Origin of the sequence: Streptomyces sp. Y1, from assembly GCF_041053115.1 — a bacterium.
Classification (GTDB): domain Bacteria; phylum Actinomycetota; class Actinomycetes; order Streptomycetales; family Streptomycetaceae; genus Kitasatospora; species Kitasatospora rubellomurina.
The window spans coordinates 7090075-7106839 of the sequence record NZ_CP163445.1 but is presented as its reverse complement, the minus strand read 5'-3'; the positions used below and the strand labels follow the sequence as shown (position 1 = coordinate 7106839).

The following is a 16765-nucleotide window of genomic DNA, read 5'->3' as shown; positions in this document are numbered from 1 at the left end:
CGAGTTTCCGTTGCGTCGTACCCGATCAGTATCCGGACCGCCTTTCTGGGGGTCAATCGAACAGCCCTCGCTCTCATTTGTTCTCGGCCATTCCCGTCCGGAGTTTCCGAGCGGCGTGGGGCGTGTTGTTCTGGTGTGTCGCGAGCGGTTCCGGGACCGGGCGGACGAATCGTCGACCGGAGTCCGCCTCCTGCCCGCTCCGACGTGGAGTGACAGCCGGACCGCCGACCGCGCCGGACGGGCGCCGAGGGGCACGTGGCCGGGAGAGGAGGGTGGGGCCGGCGAGTTCGCGCAATGACGTGCCGCGCGCTGCCGGGAGGGGACGGGCGGCCGATCCTGCGAGGCCGCTGCTGCCGCACCGGCCACCGGACGAGAGCCGTCAACGGATCGCCGCAGGGGGGCGGTAACGGGACCGCCCGGTCGCCGGCTCGGGTGAGTCGGCGACCGGGCGGTCCGGAAGAGGCGTCGTGCGGTCAGACGGTGGCGGCGGCCCGTTCGGTCCGCTCGGTCCGCTCGGCCTCCGGGGTGGCGGGGGTGTTCTCCCGGGGGGTGGGGAGCACGGCCATGATCACGCCGGAGATCACGATGGTCGCCGCCCAGGCGAGCCCGTACCGGCCGACCGGAGTGCCGGAGAGCGGGCCGGCGAACCAGTCGCACTTGGTGAAGGCGAGCCCGATCAGCAGCGCCAGGACCCAGGACACCATCGCCTGCCAGCAGAAGCCGCCCACGTACCAGTAGCGGCTGTTCCTGCTGGTGTCCATCAGCGCGGCGGGGTCGTAGCGCACCGCGCGCGAGCGGCGACGGTACATGTCCACCGCGTAGACGCCGATCCAGGCCGAGAAGGAGACCGCGAGCAGGATCAGGAAGGTGATGAAGGAGCCCAGGAAGCTCTTGGCGACCAGCATCAGCAGCAGGCCGCCGACCAGCGAGATCACGGCGTTGATGCTGACGGCCAGGGCGCGCGGCAGCCGGACGCCCATGGTCTGCGCGGTGAAGCCGGCCGAGTACATGGAGAGGCTGTTGATCAGCAGCATGCCCACGATCGCGGTCAGCAGGTAGGGCACGGCCAGCCAGGTCGGCAGCAGGTCACCGAGGAAGGAGACCGGGTCCGCGGCATCCGCGAGGCCGGGCGAGGCCACCGCCATCACGGCGCCCATCAGCACCATCGGCACCATGACGATGCCGGCACCGGAGACCGTCACGCCGACGATCTTCCGGCCGGAGGCGGCGTGCGGCAGGTAGCGGGCGAAGTCCGGGCCGGTGGGGACCCAGCTGATGCCACCGGCGGCGATGGTCCCGACGCCGGCGATCATCATCGCCGTGGTGCCCGCGGGCTTGGCGAAGACCTCGCTCCACCGCATGGTCGCGATCAGGTAGCCCAGCACCAGGACGCTGAAGATCCCGAAGAGGTACGTCGACCAGGTGTTGCAGACGTTCAGCGCCTTGCGGCCCATGCCGGAGACCAGGAAGGTGCAGGCGACGAAGGCGAACAGGGTGACCACGATCAGCGCGGTGTTGCTCTTGACGCCGAAGACCAGGTCGAGGACGGTCAGCACGGCGTAGGCGCCGGTGACGGCGTTGATCGTCTCCCAGCCGAACCGGGCGATCCAGAGGATCGCACCGGGGAAGAGGTTCCCGCGCACGCCGAAGGTGGCCCGGGAGAGGGTCGCGCCCGGCGCCCCGCCCCACTTCCCGGAGACCGACAGCACGCCGACCAGCCCGAACGAGACGAGCGCGGCGCACGCGGCGACGACCAGGACCTGCCAGAAGTTCAAGTGGTTGAACACCACCAGGGCGGCGCCCATGGTGAGCAGCAGGACGCTGATGTTCGCCGCGACCCAGGTCGGGAAGAGCTCGCGGACTCTGCCCCCGCGCTCGTGGTCGGGGACGGGTTCGATGCCGCGTGTCTCTATCGCGCCGTCTGCGTCGACGGTGGACAGGTTGTCCATGAGGGTGACTCCGTGCGTGTGAAGCGGGAGATAAATCGGTCAAATGGGACATACATGGAACTCTTCGCGCGTAGCGCGGGAGTTGAGTCATCCTACTTTGTCCATTTCGACTCTCGGCACCATCCTGGCGATCATGAGCGGGGCCCCACGACGAGCGCGGCCGCGGGGACGCCGCCGAGGTCGCCCGCCCGCGCGGAGTATCCGGTCGATCGACGACGCGTGGGACGGGTCCGTCAGCGCAGGCGGACGGGGGTGAAGCGGACCGGGGTCCCCGGGGCGGCCTGGGCGGCGGCGGGGAGGGCGGCGGCGGGGACCACGCCGATGACGGGGTAGCCGCCGGTGGTCGGGTGGTCGGCGAGGAAGACCACCGGGCGGCCGGAGGGCGGCACCTGGACGGCGCCCAGCACCATGCCCTCGCTGGGCAGTTCGCCCTCGGCGGCGCGCTCCAGCGGCGGGCCGTCCAGGCGCAGGCCGATCCGGTTGCTGGTCGTCGAGACGTGGTAGACGGAGCGTGCCAGGGCGTCGAGGGCCCCGGCGGTGAACCAGTCGTCACGCGGGCCGAGCACGAGCGGGAGGACCAGCCGGGCGGGCGGGGCGGCCCAGGGCAGCACGTCCGCCCCGGCCGGCGGGCCGGCCGGGGCCCCGAGCGGCAGGTGGTCCCCGGCGGACAGCGGCGCGGGTCCCAGTCCGGAGAGCAGGTCGGTCGAACGACTGCCGAGGACCGGGGCGGCGGCGACCCCGCCCGCGAAGGCGAGGTAGCTGCGCACCCCCCGGGTCGCGGGGCCGAGGTCGAGCCGCGCGCCGGCGGGCAGCCGGACCGGGGCGCCCCAGGCGGCGGGCCGGCCGTCGACCCGGACGGCGCAGGGCGCCCCGGCCACGGCCACCGTGACCGGCCGGTCGACCCGGACCGCGCAACCGAGCACCGTGGTCTCCAGGGCGGCCGCCCCGGCCGGGTTGCCGACCAGCCGGTTGGCCAGCAGGTGGGCCGGCCGGTCGAGCGCACCGGAGCGCGGCACGCCCAGGTGGGCGTGGCCCGGCCGGCCGAGGTCCTGGACGGTGGTCAGCAGACCCGCGCTGACGACGGTGACGGTCGCTGGTCCGCCGCTCGCCGGTTCCCCTGTCACGGCTCCCCCGATCATGCTTCCTCGATCATGCTTCTTCGATACACGCTTCCTCGATCACGATCCCTCGATCACGATTCCTCGATGACGAACCGCACCCGCGTCCCCGGGGCGAACAGGGCGGCCGGCTCGCGCGCGGCGTCCCACAGCGGGGCCCGGGTGCGGCCGATCAGCTGCCAGCCGCCCGGGGAGGAGCGCGGATAGACGCCGGTGTACGGGCCGGCCAGGGCGACCGCGCCGGCCGGCACGGCGCTGCGGGGCACGGCCCGGCGCGGGACGTGGTACCGCTCGGCGAGGCCGGTGAGGTAGCCGAAGCCGGGGGCGAACCCGCTGAAGGCGACGCGGAATTCGGTCGCGGAGTGGATGCGCGCGACGGCGTCCTCCGCGACGCCCCAGAGCGCGGCGACCTCCGCGAGGTCCGCGCCGTCGTAGCGGACGGGGACGGTCACCACCGGGCCGAGCCGCTCCGGGGCGGGCGGCACCCGCCAGGTGGCCAGTTCGGTGGCCAGGGCGCGCGGGTCGGCCACCCCGTCGAGCAGCACGGTCCGCTCGGCCGGGACGATCTCGTCCACCGGCGGCAGCCCGAACACCGCGCGCCTGCGCAGGAGTTCGGCGTGGAAGGCGGCGGTCCGGTCGGCGTCGGCGAGTTCGACCAGCAGGGCGTGCGGGCCGACCCGCAGCACTCTCATGCGAACGCCTCGACGCGCACCCCGGCCGCGCGCAGCGCCGTCCGGACGCGGCGGGCGAGGTCCGCCGCCCCGGGGGTGTCGCCGTGCAGGCACAGCGAGCGGGCGCGCAGGCGGATCCGCTCGCCGGTGTGGGCGGCGAGCAGGCCGTCGCGGGCGATGCCGACCGAGCGGCGGACCACGGCGTCGGGGTCGTGGACGACCGCGCCCGGTTCCCGGCGGGAGAGCAGCGTGCCCTCCGGGGTGTAGGCGCGGTCGCCGAACGCCTCGGCGACGACCGGCAGTCCGGCCCGCCGGGCCGCCTCGTGCAGTCGCGAGCCGGGCAGCCCGAGCACCGGCGACGGTGTTCCGGGCAGGGCGAGCCGGACGCCACGGACCACGGCCGCCGCCTGTTCCTCGTCGTGCACCGTGCGGTTGTAGAGCGCGCCGTGCGGTTTGACGTAGCCGACCTTGGCGCCGGCGGCCTGCGCGAACACCTGCAACGCCCCTATCTGGTAGGCGATTTCGTCGGCCAGCTCGTCCGGGGGGACGTCCATCGCCCGCCGCCCGAAGCCGGCCAGGTCCCGGTAGGAGACCTGCGCGCCGATCCGCACCCCGCGCTCGGCGGCCAGCGCGCACACCCGTCGCATGGTGGACGGGTCCCCGGCGTGGAAGCCGCAGGCGACGTTGGCGCTGGTGACCACCGACAGCAGGGCCGCGTCGTCGGTGAGCGTCCAGCGGCCGAAGCCCTCGCCGAGGTCGGCGTTCAGGTCGATCACCGGTTCCGGTACGGCCGCGGGCTCCGCCCGTCCGTCCGTCACCGCCCGGCTCCCGGGGCCTGCCCGCGCTCGGCCATGGCGCGGACGATCATCGCGCGCGCGTCGTCCAGGTACCTGGTCAACTCGACCTCGGCGTCGTCGATCTCGCCCGACTCCAGCAGCCCCGCGAGCGTCTGGTTGCGCCCCAGGAACGGTTCGTGGAGCGCGCGCGGGGAGGGGACGGCGGCGAAGGCCAGCCGCAGTTCCGCCATCAGCCGGGTCATGCACTCGTCGATCCTCCCGCTGCCGGCCAGCCCGGCGACGGCCTGGTGGAAGTGCAGGTCGGCGGTGCCCACCGCGGCCCAGTCACCGAGCAGTTCGGCCGCCTCCGCCCGCGCGAGCGCGGCCCGCACGGCGGCCAGGCGCTCCGGCGCCGCGCTGCGCAGCGCGCGCACCCCGGCCATCTCCAGGGCCAGGCGCAGCGTGTAGATGTCGGCGACGTCCTCCGGTTCGAGGACCCGGACGAACACCCCGCGGTTCAGCTCGTGGACGACCAGGCGCTGGTCGGCCAGCTGCCGGAACGCCTCCCGGAGGGTGTTGCGCGAGACCGCGAGCGCCTCGCCCAGCGCCTCCTCCGACAGCCGCGTTCCGGAGGCGAGTCGGCCCTCGGTGATGTGCTCGCGCAGCACTTCGGCCACCCGCTGGGCGGCGCTGGCGCGTTCGAGCCGGCCCCGGTCGGCCGCGAGTGCGTCGAAAACCCCGGTCAAGTCCTGCCTCCTGCCGCCGCGTTCCGCTCGTACGGAGCCGCTCCTGAACTCTTGTCGGATTGTTCCACAATCCCCTAACCTCTCGGCAACCCCCCGCGAGGTCGCGGCCCACCGGCCGGGACCTCCCGCGCCCGTGGCGTCGCAGACGACCGCGCACCCGGCGTGGACCCCTCCGAAAGGCGACCAGCCACATGATCGTTCTTGTCGGCATCCTCATCGTGGTGGCCGGATTCGCCACCCGGCGAAATCCACTCCTCGTCGTCGGCGCGGCCGGCATCGTCACCGGCCTGCTGGGCGGGCTGAGCCCGGTGAAGGTCCTGGAGACGTTCGGGACGGGCTTCGCCTCCAGCCGCTCGGTGACCCTCTTCGCCGTCACCCTGCCGGTCATCGGCCTCCTGGAGCGCCACGGCCTGCAGGAGCAGGCCCGCACCCTGATGAACCGGCTCGCGAAGGTCAGCGCCGGCCGCCTGCTCGCCTGCTACCTGGTGATCCGTCAGCTCGGCGCCGCCCTCGGGCTCACCGCGCTCGGCGGACACCCCCAGGCGGTGCGGCCGATGATCGCGCCGATGGCGGAGGCCGCCGTCGAGCGCCGCCACGGCACCCTGACGGAGAAGGCCCGCGAACGGCTGCGCTCCTTCGCCGCGAGCGCCGACAACGTCGGCCTGTTCTTCGGCGAGGACTGCTTCCTCGCCGTCGGCTCAATCCTCCTGATCACCGGCTTCGTCAACGCGACCTACCACACCAGCCTGGAGCCGGTGCAGCTCGCGCTGTGGGCCGTCCCCACCGCGGTCTGCGCCACCCTCGTCCACGGCCTGCGGCTGCTGCGGCTGGACACCGTCCTCGCCCGGGACCTGGCCGCCGCGTCCGGCCGCCCCGCCGACGCCCCCGCCGGCGCCCGCGCCGCCGCCACCCTCACCGCGGAGGACAGCAAGTGATCAAGGTCGAATGGCTGTACTGGCTCGTCGGCGCCGTCTTCCTCGCGATGGCCGTGCAGATGGCGGCCGACCGCAGCAACCCCAAGCGGTTCGGCAGCGCCGCCTTCTGGGGCCTGTTCGGCGCGAGCTTCGTCTACGGCACGTGGGTCGCCGACAAGAGCGCGCCCGCCGCGCCCCTGGGTGCGGCCGTCCTCGCCATGATCTGCCTGGGCGGCCTCGGCTTCACCGGTCGCGGCACGCCCACGACCACCACCCCCGAGCAGCGGGCCGCCTCCGCCGCCCGTCTCGGCAGCCGGCTGTTCGTCCCCGCGCTCACCCTGCCGCTGGTCGCGCTGACCTGCGCCACCCTCCTCAAGGACGTGCACCTGGGCAGCGGCCTGCTGCTCCAGTCCGGCAGCGAGGCGCTGCTCGGGCTCGGCATCGGCACGCTCGTCGCCCTGGCCGTCGCCCTCCTCCTCACCCGCGAGCGCAGGCCCGTCACCGCCCTGCACGCCGGCCGCTCACTGGTGGAGGCCATCGGCTGGGCGCTGCTGCTGCCCCAACTCCTCGCCGTGCTCGGCACGATCTTCCAGGCCTCCGGGGTCGGCACCCAGGTCGGCCGGATCACCACGCACTTCCTGCCGGACGGCAACACCTACGCGGCGGTGGCGCTCTACTGCCTCGGCATGGCCCTGTTCACCGTCATCATGGGCAACGCCTTCGCCGCGTTCCCCGTCATGACCGCCGCCATCGGCTGGCCCGTCCTGATCACCCAGTTGCACGGCAACCCGGCGGTCGTCCTGGCCGTGGGCATGCTGGCCGGCTTCTGCGGCACCCTCGCCACCCCGATGGCCGCCAACTTCAACCTGGTCCCGGCCACCCTGCTCGAACTCAAGGACCAGTACGGGCCGATCAAGGCCCAACTGCCCACCGCGGGCGTCCTGTTGGTGTGCAACATCGCCATCATGTCGCTGTTCGCGTTCTGACCTCTCCACCTCACAGGAAGGCTCCGCCCGCCCATGACCCGGGTCCTGCTCACCGGCTTCGAGCCGTTCGACGGCGCCGCCCTCAACCCGTCCTGGGAGGTCGCCCGCCTCGTCGCCGAGCAGCCGCCCGCGGGGATGGAGGTCACCCCCGTCCGGCTGAGCTGCGTCTTCGGGCGGGCGGCCGAGGAACTGCGGACGGCGGTGCGCGGCAGCGACCCGGACGTGGTGCTCTGCCTCGGCCAGGCGACCGGCCGCCCGGACGTCGGCGTCGAGCGCATCGCCGTCAACGTCGACGACGCGCGCATCCCGGACAACGCGGGCCGGCAGCCGGTGGACCGGCCCGTCGTCCCCGGCGGCCCCGCCGCCTACTTCGCCGCGCTGCCGGTGAAGGCGTGCGTGGCCGCCGTCCGGGAGGCCGGCTTGCCGGCCTCCCTGTCCCACAGCGCCGGGACGTTCGTCTGCAACCACGTCTTCTACGCGCTGATGCACCTGATCGCCACCGAACGCCCCGCCACCCGCGGCGGCTTCGTCCACCTGCCCGCGCTGCCCGAACAGGTCCTCGACCGGGCTCAGCCCTCCCTGCCCGCCGCCACGGCCGCCCACGCCGTGCGCGCCCTGCTCACGGCCTCGACCCGCCCCACCGACCTGCGCACCCCGGAGGGGACCACCCACTGACGCGGCGTCCCTCTGCGGGGATCTGATGGAGACACAGGTGACGTGCGGGTAATTTTTGGCGGTTATCGTATGAACAATCATCAAACTCCGCCCTCTGTCCCGAAGGTACGTCCTTGCTCCACACGCAGTCCCACCGTCTCCTCCGAGCGGCGTCGCTCGCGCTCGCCACCGCCGTCCTCGCCGCCGTGCCGACCGCCCCGGCCTTCGCCGACCCCGCAACGCCCGTACCACCGGGGGGCGTTCAGAGCAGCCCGACCCCGCACCTCGACGCCGTGGAACAGGCCCTGCGTGAGGTCTCCCCCGGCCTGGAGGGCACGGTCTGGCAGCGGACCGCCGGCAACGCCCTCGACGCACCCGCCGACGACCCGGCCGGCTGGCTGCTCCAGACGCCCGCCTGCTGGGGCGACCCGAAGTGCACCGACCGGCCCGGCACCCGGCAGCTGCTGGCCCGGATGACCGACACGATCGGCAGCGCCACCCGCACGGTCGACATCTCCACCCTCGCGCCGTTCCCGAACGGCGCCTTCGAGGACGCCATCGTGGCCGGGCTCAAGTCCGCCGCGGCCAAGGGCAACCACCTCCAGGTGCGGATCCTGGTCGGCGCGGCCCCGCTCCTCAACGTCACCGCGCTGCCCACCCGCTACCGCGACGAACTGGTCGGCAGGCTCGGCGACGCGGCCGACCGGATCACGCTCACCGTCGCGTCGATGACCACCGCCAAGACGGCGTTCTCCTGGAACCACTCCAAGCTCCTGGTGGTGGACGGACAGCGGGTGATCACTGGCGGCATCAACAACTGGAAGGACGACTACCTCGACACCACGCACCCGGTGTCGGACGTCGACCTCGCGCTGACCGGCCCGGCCGCGACCACCGCCGGGCGCTACCTGGACACGCTCTGGGACTGGACCTGCCGCAACACCGGCCCGCTCTCCGCCGCCTGGTTCGCCTCCTCCCGCGGCGCCGCCTGCAACCCCACCCTGGAACGGGACGCCAACCCGGCACCCGCCGCCGCGACCGGCAGCACCCCGGTCATCGCGGTCGGCGGCCTCGGCGTCGGCATCCGGGACGCGGACCCTTCCTCCGGCCACCGGTTCACCCCGGCCACCTCCCCGGCCGTCAGCTGCGGGCCGATCGGCGTGCACGACTACACCAACACCGACCGCGGCTACGCCACCGTCAACCCCGAGGAGAGCGCGCTGCGCACCCTCATCGCGAGCGCGACCGGCCACATCGAGATCTCCCAGCAGGACCTGAACGGCACCTGCCCGCCGATGCCGCGCTACGACGTCAAGCTGTACGACACCCTGGCCGCCAAGCTCGCGGCCGGCGTCAAGGTCCGGATCGTGGTCAGCGACCCCGCCAACCGCGGCCGGGTCGGCAGCGGCGGCTACTCGCAGATCAAGTCGCTCAACGAGGTCAGCGACGCGCTGCTGAACCACCTGACCACCCTGACCGGCAGCAGCGGGAGCGCGCGCACGGCGATGTGCCAGAACCTCCAGCTCGCCTCGTTCCGCGCCGCCCCGACCCCCACCTGGGCCGACGGCCACCCGTACGCGCTGCACCACAAGCTGGTCTCGGTCGACGGCTCGGCGTTCTTCATCGGCTCCAAGAACCTCTACCCGGCCTACCTCCAGGACTTCGGCTACGTCGTCGAGGACGCCAAGGCCGCGGAGCAGTTGAACACGGGCCTGCTGGCCCCGCAGTGGCAGTACTCGCAGGCGACGGCGACCTACGACTACGCGCGCGGCATCTGCGGCTGAGCCCACTCGGCGGGGCGGCGGAAGCGCCGCCGCCCCGCCGCCCCGCCGCCCGGTTGCAGCCGGCCGTCCGCTGCGAAACCCTGGGGAGTGAGGCCCCCATCACCTCTGCAGCCTTGGGGCTCATGAGATGCCTGACATCCGCATTGACAGCAGCAGCCTCACCTTCCCGCAGTTCATGATCGCCGGGCTGAACGTCCCGTCCATCGACGGGTCGGCCGCACCGACGATCTCCCTGGCGCCCGGGGTCTACAGCGTCGCGCAGGTGTCCGACCAAGAGGAGAGCTTCCACTTCAAGGTCACCCAGGAGGGCACCGTCGATTTCGACGCGACCTTCGACGGCTTCCTCGAAGGCCGCGGGACGACCACGCTGGTGCTGCACGGATTCCCGGTCACGATCGACGCCCGCGCCCTGTCGCACGATCTGCTCCTGGGCATCACCACCGGCGCGGGAACGCTGTCGCGGAAGACGGCGCACGACGTCCGACTGTTACCTGCGCCGGCCTACACGTTCCAGCTCTCCAGAGGAAATACGGACTACGGGTTTGCCGTGACCCACGACGGCCGGGTCGTTCTGGACCCGACCCTCTTGGGTTTCGCCGAAGTCACCGACCGGTCGATGGTGATTCACGGATTCACCATCACCCTCGACGCGAGAGAACTCTCCCACGGCCTGACACCAGAACTGCCCAACTGGTCGGGCGGTAACCTCTCCCGCACCGACACGAACGAATTGGCACTGATCCCGTTCGGGGAATACGCGTTCTTCCTGGTGGATGGGATGTCCCCCTTCACGTTCGGCCTCACCCGCCAGGGCCGGATCGTGATCGACGACGCCTTCGCCGGCTTCGCCAGGGCGTCCTGGCGGACGCTGACCGTCTTCGGGTACCGGCTCATCGTTGACGGCCGGGCGCTTCCCTTCGACTTGAAGCCCAAGTTCTTCGGTCCGGCCGAAGCCCCGCTCTCGCGCACCGCCACGCACGAGCTCACGCTCATACCGGCCCCGCAGTGGGCACTCAACCCGATCGGGGAGCCCGGCGCCCCCGTTGCGATCGGCCTGGCCCCCGATGGCACCGTCACCCAGATCGAATCGCCCGGCGGGCTGATCGTGACGCTCTCCCCCGTGACCGTCCCGCGGGAGAGCGCCCTCGGGCTGCGCCGGGTGCTCGACGACGCCCGGCTGGAGCACGACCTCGCGCAGCTGGACGCGGACACGAGGGCCGTCACGCTGGAGCGGGTCCGTGCCTGGGTGGCGAGCCAACCGGCCTCGGATGTGCCGCTGTTCAGCGCCGCCAGCAACAAGCTGCTCATGGAGGAGAACGGCCAGAGCAACCGACTGCTGGCCCTGGCGGCGCTGCGTGCGAAGGTCGACGCCGCCGCCCAGCGGCTCGCCGACTCGCTCGACGCGGAGGCCCCGCTGTTCGGCCGGCGGACGTCCGTTCCCATCGCCCTGCTGCCGGTGCGGATCGAGACCAAGTGGTCCGCCGACCGACGCAGCATCAAGGCGCGCGTCTACCCCGACGACATCCACGTCGACTCCTTCGAGCCCCGGCTGACCCCCGCCGAGCTCGACGCGGCCCAGAAGTACTGGCAGGCGCCCGGTGCGCAGGCGTGGCAGGACCTGCTCCGCGTGGTCAGCGCGCCCCGGGCGGCCTGGGCGACCCGCGCAGCCCGTCCCGGGGCCGCGACCGCTCCGCAGCTGCGCGACCCCGGGCCCCGGCGCGCCCCCCGGGTCACGACGCTGCCGAGTCGCTGGCGCTTCCTCGGACTGGTCGACGGACGGGCGGTCGTCGACCAGGTGGGCGTGGACGTTCCCGATCCGCTGCCGCTCGGCCTGCTCGCCGCGGACGAGGCGGCGCCCGACCACCAACACGCCGAGTGGGCGGTCGACTTCCGCACCGCGGTGGACGTCGGCATGGCGGCGGAGCTGGTCCTGCCGCCCGGCTACGACCACCTGGACCAGCTCTTCGTCATCGGGGTGAGCGATCTGGAACCGGAGGCCGGCGCCGAACGGCTGGGCCAGTGCCTGCAGGGCCACCTCTTCAGCGACGGGTTCGACGTCCTGCCGGTGGGGGCGCCGACGAACAACACGCCCGACACCCGTACGGCGTGGTCCGCACGGCCGACCCCGATGCCCCCCGGCCCGCCGCCGACACTGCTGAAGGGGACGGACGGGGCCCGCCTCGCGGACGCGCTCGGCCTGGGCGACGGAAGCTTCCTCGGCGAGTGCGCGGGGGCCGCGCGGGACGGCGACAGCGCGATCGCCGCGCTGTCGCTGCTGAGCTGGTGGACCCTCGTCGGCGAGGTCCAGAGCGACGCCGTCCTGACGGACGACAATCCCCGGGGCTCGGTCCTCAAGGACCGCAACGCCCAGTGGTTGACGATCAGGAACCACCTGGCCGACCACGTGCGCAGCCGCGGTCCGCTGCCGACCGTGCGGGTCGGGCGGCAGCCGTACGGGCTGCTCCCGGTGACGGCGCTGGACGAGTGGGTGCCGGCCGCCCCGGACGGGGCCGACGCCCTGATCGTGCCCTGGTTGCAGCGGCTGCGGCACCACTGGCGCGCCGCGCTGACCCCGGGCTGGATTCCGCGGGTCACCGACGGCACCCCGGCCGACTGGATCGCGGCGGACGTCCTCACCCGGCTGCCGGTGTCGAACGACATCGTCATCCGGCGCGAACTCACGTCCCGGGGAGGTCTCATCCGGTTCGACGGCATCAGCCTGCGCGCACCCGCTCCGACGGTGGCGCTGGGCGGGATCCGGTCCGGGTTGCGGTGGGCGCTCCCGTCCGAGCTCATCAGCAACCTCGCCTGGACGTCGAACACGACGCCGCCGGACTACGCCCTCGTCCCGCGGCGGCTCGCGCCGAACGCCGACAAGTACGCGGCCCTGTTCGCCAACAGCGCTCGGCGCCTCGCCGACGCGGTGGGGCTGCTCAGGGGCGAGCTGACCCAGGAGCAGTTCCTCACGCGCTGGCCGATGACCGCGGACGGGAACCCCGCCCCCACCCGGCCGCCGACGATCTTCGGCGAATTCGGCTTCCCACCCCCGCAGGGGGCCACCGACCTGGTCCTCGTGATGCTGAACTCCGACCTCCACGGCTTGTTCGTGTCCTTCGGGAGCAGCCACCCCGACGACGTGGTCGACCTCGCCTACCACATCCCCTCCGCCGTCGACCTGCTGATCGCCATGCGGCAGTCGGGCACCGCCTCCGCACAGCAGCTGGCCGACCAGCAGGCGGCCGCCACCTCCGGACTTCCGGCGGCCGACACGGTGCTGGCCGGGCTGACGGCGCTCGCGGACGTCCCGGCGGACGACTACCTGCCGCTCGCCTTCGAGTTGCTGGACGTCTGCTCCCACCGGTGGGACGCCTGGGCCACCTCGCTGGCCACTCGGCGGCTCGGCGAGACCCGGGCGGCCGGCGTGCGGGGCGTCCGGATCGGCGGGTACGGCTGGGTGGAGAACCTCTACCCCGGCACGGCCAGGCCGTCGGACGGGTTCCTCCACGCGCCCTCGCTGCACCACGCGGCGACCGCAGCCGTGCTGCGGTCGGGCTTCCTCGCCCACCGGGGCGCCCCGGCACCCGGGGGCGACAGCGACACCACCCCGCCCGCCGACGGTTCGGCCTCGCCGTTCGCCGTCGACCTGTCGTCCCGGCGGGCCAGGACCGCCCGCCGGCTGCTCGACGGCGTCCACCGGGGCCAGAACCTCGGCGCGCTGCTCGGGTACCGGTTCGAGCGGGCGCTGCACGAGGCGCACCTGGACCAGCAGAAGGACGCCTTCCGCCAGGCGTTCCCGGTACCCGTCGCCCCGGCGCCAACGACCGGGACGCCCGGCCCCGACCCCCTGTGGGAGCGCAGCTCCGAGGCGATCGCCGCCCGGAACGTGGTGGACGGGGTCGCCCTGGCCCGGGCGCACGGCGCGGGCAGGGTGGACGCGGTCCTCGCCGCCAAGGGCTTTCCGGCCGCCGACCCGGGCACCCGGCCGATGCTGGACGACCTGGTGCAGACGCTCGACGCGGTGAGCGACCTGCTGCTGGCCGAGAGCGTCCACCAGTTGGTCGGCGGCAACCCGATGCGCGCCGGTCTCGCCGCCGACACGCTGGGCAGTGGCGAGCAGGTGCCGGACCGGATCGACGTCCTGCGCACCCCGCACCGCGGGCGGGCCGTCACCCACCGGATCGCGGCGGTGCTGCCGAGCGACCCGGCGCGACCCGCCGGCTGGGGAACGGACGCCTTCTCGGCGCTCGAACCGCGGGTCGACGCCTGGATCGCCGACCTGCTCGGCCCGGCCGCCGGCTGGACGCTGTCCGGCACGGTCGCGGACGGGCCGGCCCCGCGTCCGTTCACCGTGACGCTCGACCAGGTGGGGTTCAGCGCCCTCGGTCTCGTGCTGGACGTCTCCGGCACCGTGCACCGGCGGCTGCGGGCCAGGATCCGCGAGCTGAGCGGGGCCGCGGGCCCGGAGGTCGGGTTCGGGCAGGGCTGGGACGAGCTGCGCGCGGTGGCCGGCCGGATCCAGGGGCTCCTGCTCGGCGCCGGTCCGCTGCTGCCGTCCCACCTGGTCGACGACCCGGCCGCGCCGGATCCGGGAGCGCCGGCGGGCCAGGCGGTCCCGGGACTCGATCAAGTGCGCACCCGCGTGGCCGAGTTCGTCGCGAACGTCCGCACCCCCGAGCAGCGGGACGCGCTGGGGATCGAGGGCGACCCGGCCCGGCTCGACGCGCTGACCGCGGACTCGACCGCACCCGGCTGGCTCGGCGAGGTGACCCGGGTGCTGGCGGAGTTCCTCGGGACCGGGATCCCGTTGACACCGGTGCTCTCCGGCACCGCCCTGCCGCCGCCGGCGGACGGCGCGACCGGATCGGCGGTGGCCGACTGGGTGCGCCGGTTCGCCAAGGTCCGTCCCGCCGTGCGGACCTGGTACGAGACCCTGCTACTGGCGGAGGCCCGGGCCGGCCGGGCGAGCCGGCTGTCCGCCTCGCAGCTGCCGCCGGACGGCGCCTGGATCGGCGGCCGCTTCGACCCGCTCGCGCGGCCGCCGGCCCGCCGGCACCTGGTCCGCCACACCGTCGCCGACCTGCCGGACGGCGGGCCGGTCGCGGGGATGGTGTTCGACGAGTGGGTCGAGGTCCTCCCGGGCGCGGACGCCCTGGCCGCCGAACGGGCGCGGACGGACGGCGTCCCGGCGGACGTCGTCCCGGCGGACGGTGCCCCAGCGGACGTCGTCCCGGCGGAGTCGGAGCTGACCGGGGTGTCGTTCCACTTCGACCGGCCCGACGCCAAGGCCCCGCAGGCGGTGCTGATCGCGGTGCCGCCCGACACCACCCGCGGCTGGACGGCGGACGGCCTCGCGCTCGTCGTGCGGGACACCCTCGAACTGGCCAAGATGCGCGCCGTCGACCTCGCCGACCTTCCGCTGCTGGACAACATCCTCCCGGCCTGCCGGGTGGGCGACGGCGGTATCACGGACCTGGCGGCCGCGATCAGGCAGTTCTGGATCGACCTGGCGGAGGACTGACCGATGCCCCGCAAGCACGTCGACCAGAGCGGGTCCTACCGCTACCGGCTGGAGCCGCTGTCACGCACCGACGAGGTGGCGACGGGCCTGGCGGCCCGGGTCCACGATCCGGCGTGGGCGCTCGCCCGCCAGTGGCAGTTCGGGGAGTTCGCCGGGCAGGACGCCGGCTCGCCCGTCCTGGCCGTGGTCAGCGGGCGCAGCACCCCGATCTCGGCCTGGCGCCCGGCCGCCGCGCCCGGCGTGCGGGAGGTGCACCCGTGGCTGCCGTACGACCCGGCCTCGGGCCCCCTCGACGCCCTGGTGGAGTCGGAGGGCGCCACCGAGCCGGACGAGTACACGCGGGTGGAGGGCGGGGCCCATTTCGTCCGGCTGCTGGACGAGGCGGGGCTGTCGTCCGCGCTGCCGCGGGTCCTCGCGGTGTACCGCTTCGACCCGGTGCCGGTGCCGTCCGGGCCGCCGGCCGGCCTGGTCACGCTCCTCGCGCCCCGGGTGCCCGACGCCGGCAGGCTGGCCGCGGACCTGGTCGCCGGTGCGCTGCGGGTGGACGGGCTCGCCGAGGTCGGCGCCCGCTGGCTGGCCTGGTGGCGCGGCATCGCACCGGTCGACACCCCGGACACGTTCGATCCGCACCGCTTCGAGCACCGGGCCGACTTCAGCTGCGGCACGAAGGTCTTCCACGCCGAGGAGTACCTCGGCGACGGCCTGGACTGGTTCAGCGTCGACCTCGATCCGGGCGCCGGCCCGGCGGCCGCGGCGCCGGACCTGCCCTTCAGCCACGAGGTGGTCCCCGCGACCGTGCGCTTCGGCGGGATCCCGGCCGACCGGTTCTGGGAGATGGAGGACGCCCAGGTCGACTTCGGCGCGGCCGAGGTGTCCGCGCTCGACACCGGGCGGCTGCTGGTGATCGCCTTCGGCGAGGTCTACGGGAACGACTGGTTCCTCTTCCCGCTGGAGGTGCCGGTCGGTTCGCTGACGACGCTCGACGGCATCGTGGTCACCGACTCGTTCGGCGACACCCGGACGGTGCGGCGGGCCGGCGGCGCGGACGCGGGCTGGAACCTGTTCACCGTCACCGGCACCGACGACGGCCTGCTGGTCATGCCCTCGGGGCAGGGCGCGGTGGGCGAGCGGCTGGAGACGGTGCTGCTCGCCCGGGACGAGCTGGCGAACCTCGCGTGGGCGATCGAGAAGTCGGTCACCGACCTCCGCGGTGAACTCGTCGACCGCCGGGAGCGCTGGCTGCGCACCGCACCGAAGGGCACGCCGTGCACCGCAGCGCAGAGCTCGCAGTCCAGCGGGACCGGCTCCTACGGGGTGCAGACCGTCGTGCCGGACTACTGGCTGCCGCTGGTGCCACAGGCGATCGCCCTGGCGTCGATCCGGTTCGTCCTGGTGCAGCTGGACCAGCCCGGGGCGAGCTCGCAGCCGCTCGGCCGGCTGCTGCGGCCCGATTCGTCCGTGCCCGAGGAGGAGGTGCCGCGCGAAGGGGCGGAGGTGACCCGCAGCCCGGTGCTGGCGCGCTGGTACGACGGCTCCTGGCACCCGTGGGTCCGGCGGGAGAAGAACCCCGGCTGCGGCGAGAGCTCCAGCGGGCTGCTCTTCGACATCGTCCGGCCCTCGGAGACCTGGCCCTGACCGGTACCAGGCCG

At 73.8% G+C, this 16765-nt stretch carries 11 protein-coding genes; 6 read left to right on the top strand and 5 right to left on the bottom strand.

The window, feature by feature from the left end:
* Nucleotides 1-473: 473 nt before the first annotated feature.
* The 5 genes from AB2U05_RS30605 to AB2U05_RS30585 all read right to left on the bottom strand — a co-directional run bounded on the left by AB2U05_RS30605 (nucleotide 474) and on the right by AB2U05_RS30585 (nucleotide 5260).
* Nucleotides 474-1949: a cytosine permease gene (locus AB2U05_RS30605; protein WP_369184880.1), complete on the bottom strand. Its 1476-nt coding sequence runs from the start codon at nucleotides 1947-1949 to the stop codon at nucleotides 474-476.
* A gap of 233 nt (nucleotides 1950-2182) precedes the next feature.
* Nucleotides 2183-3073, bottom strand: coding sequence for a biotin-dependent carboxyltransferase family protein (locus tag AB2U05_RS30600; RefSeq protein WP_369184879.1), 891 nt, complete (start codon nucleotides 3071-3073; stop codon nucleotides 2183-2185).
* Between the two features lie 68 nt (nucleotides 3074-3141).
* Nucleotides 3142-3759: an allophanate hydrolase subunit 1 gene (locus tag AB2U05_RS30595; RefSeq protein ID WP_369184878.1), complete on the bottom strand. Its 618-nt coding sequence runs from the start codon at nucleotides 3757-3759 to the stop codon at nucleotides 3142-3144.
* Nucleotides 3756-4514 carry a LamB/YcsF family protein gene (locus tag AB2U05_RS30590; protein ID WP_208615383.1) on the bottom strand — a complete coding sequence of 253 codons (759 nt, stop codon included), beginning with the start codon at nucleotides 4512-4514 and terminating at the stop codon, nucleotides 3756-3758. Before AB2U05_RS30590 ends, AB2U05_RS30595 begins: the two co-directional genes overlap by 4 nt.
* A gap of 38 nt (nucleotides 4515-4552) precedes the next feature.
* Nucleotides 4553-5260 (bottom strand): GntR family transcriptional regulator, encoded by a 708-nt coding sequence (locus AB2U05_RS30585; protein ID WP_045691985.1) that lies wholly within the window; start codon nucleotides 5258-5260, stop codon nucleotides 4553-4555.
* A gap of 191 nt (nucleotides 5261-5451) precedes the next feature.
* Between AB2U05_RS30585 and AB2U05_RS30580 the strand changes: the two genes are divergently transcribed.
* From AB2U05_RS30580 to AB2U05_RS30555, 6 genes are all read left to right on the top strand, one after another.
* Nucleotides 5452-6195, top strand: a complete 744-nt coding sequence (locus AB2U05_RS30580) for a DUF969 domain-containing protein (protein ID WP_369184877.1) — start codon at nucleotides 5452-5454, stop codon at nucleotides 6193-6195.
* A complete protein-coding gene (locus AB2U05_RS30575) occupies nucleotides 6192-7160 on the top strand; it encodes a DUF979 domain-containing protein (protein ID WP_369184876.1) in 969 nt (322 codons plus the stop codon). The genes AB2U05_RS30580 and AB2U05_RS30575 overlap by 4 nt, the downstream gene beginning before the upstream one ends.
* Before the next feature lie 33 nt (nucleotides 7161-7193).
* The gene (gene pcp / locus AB2U05_RS30570) at nucleotides 7194-7835 is read left to right on the top strand and encodes a pyroglutamyl-peptidase I (RefSeq protein WP_045710702.1); all 642 of its coding nucleotides are present in this window, start codon (nucleotides 7194-7196) and stop codon (nucleotides 7833-7835) included.
* Nucleotides 7836-7948: 113 nt separating this feature from the next.
* Nucleotides 7949-9598, top strand: coding sequence for a phospholipase D-like domain-containing protein (locus AB2U05_RS30565; protein ID WP_369184875.1), 1650 nt, complete (start codon nucleotides 7949-7951; stop codon nucleotides 9596-9598).
* 127 nt (nucleotides 9599-9725) lie between these two features.
* Nucleotides 9726-15116, top strand: a complete 5391-nt coding sequence (locus tag AB2U05_RS30560) for a hypothetical protein (RefSeq protein ID WP_369184874.1) — start codon at nucleotides 9726-9728, stop codon at nucleotides 15114-15116.
* A 3-nt stretch (nucleotides 15117-15119) separates the two neighbouring features.
* Nucleotides 15120-16751, top strand: coding sequence for a hypothetical protein (locus tag AB2U05_RS30555; RefSeq protein ID WP_369184873.1), 1632 nt, complete (start codon nucleotides 15120-15122; stop codon nucleotides 16749-16751).
* The last annotated feature ends 14 nt before the right edge of the window (nucleotides 16752-16765 follow it).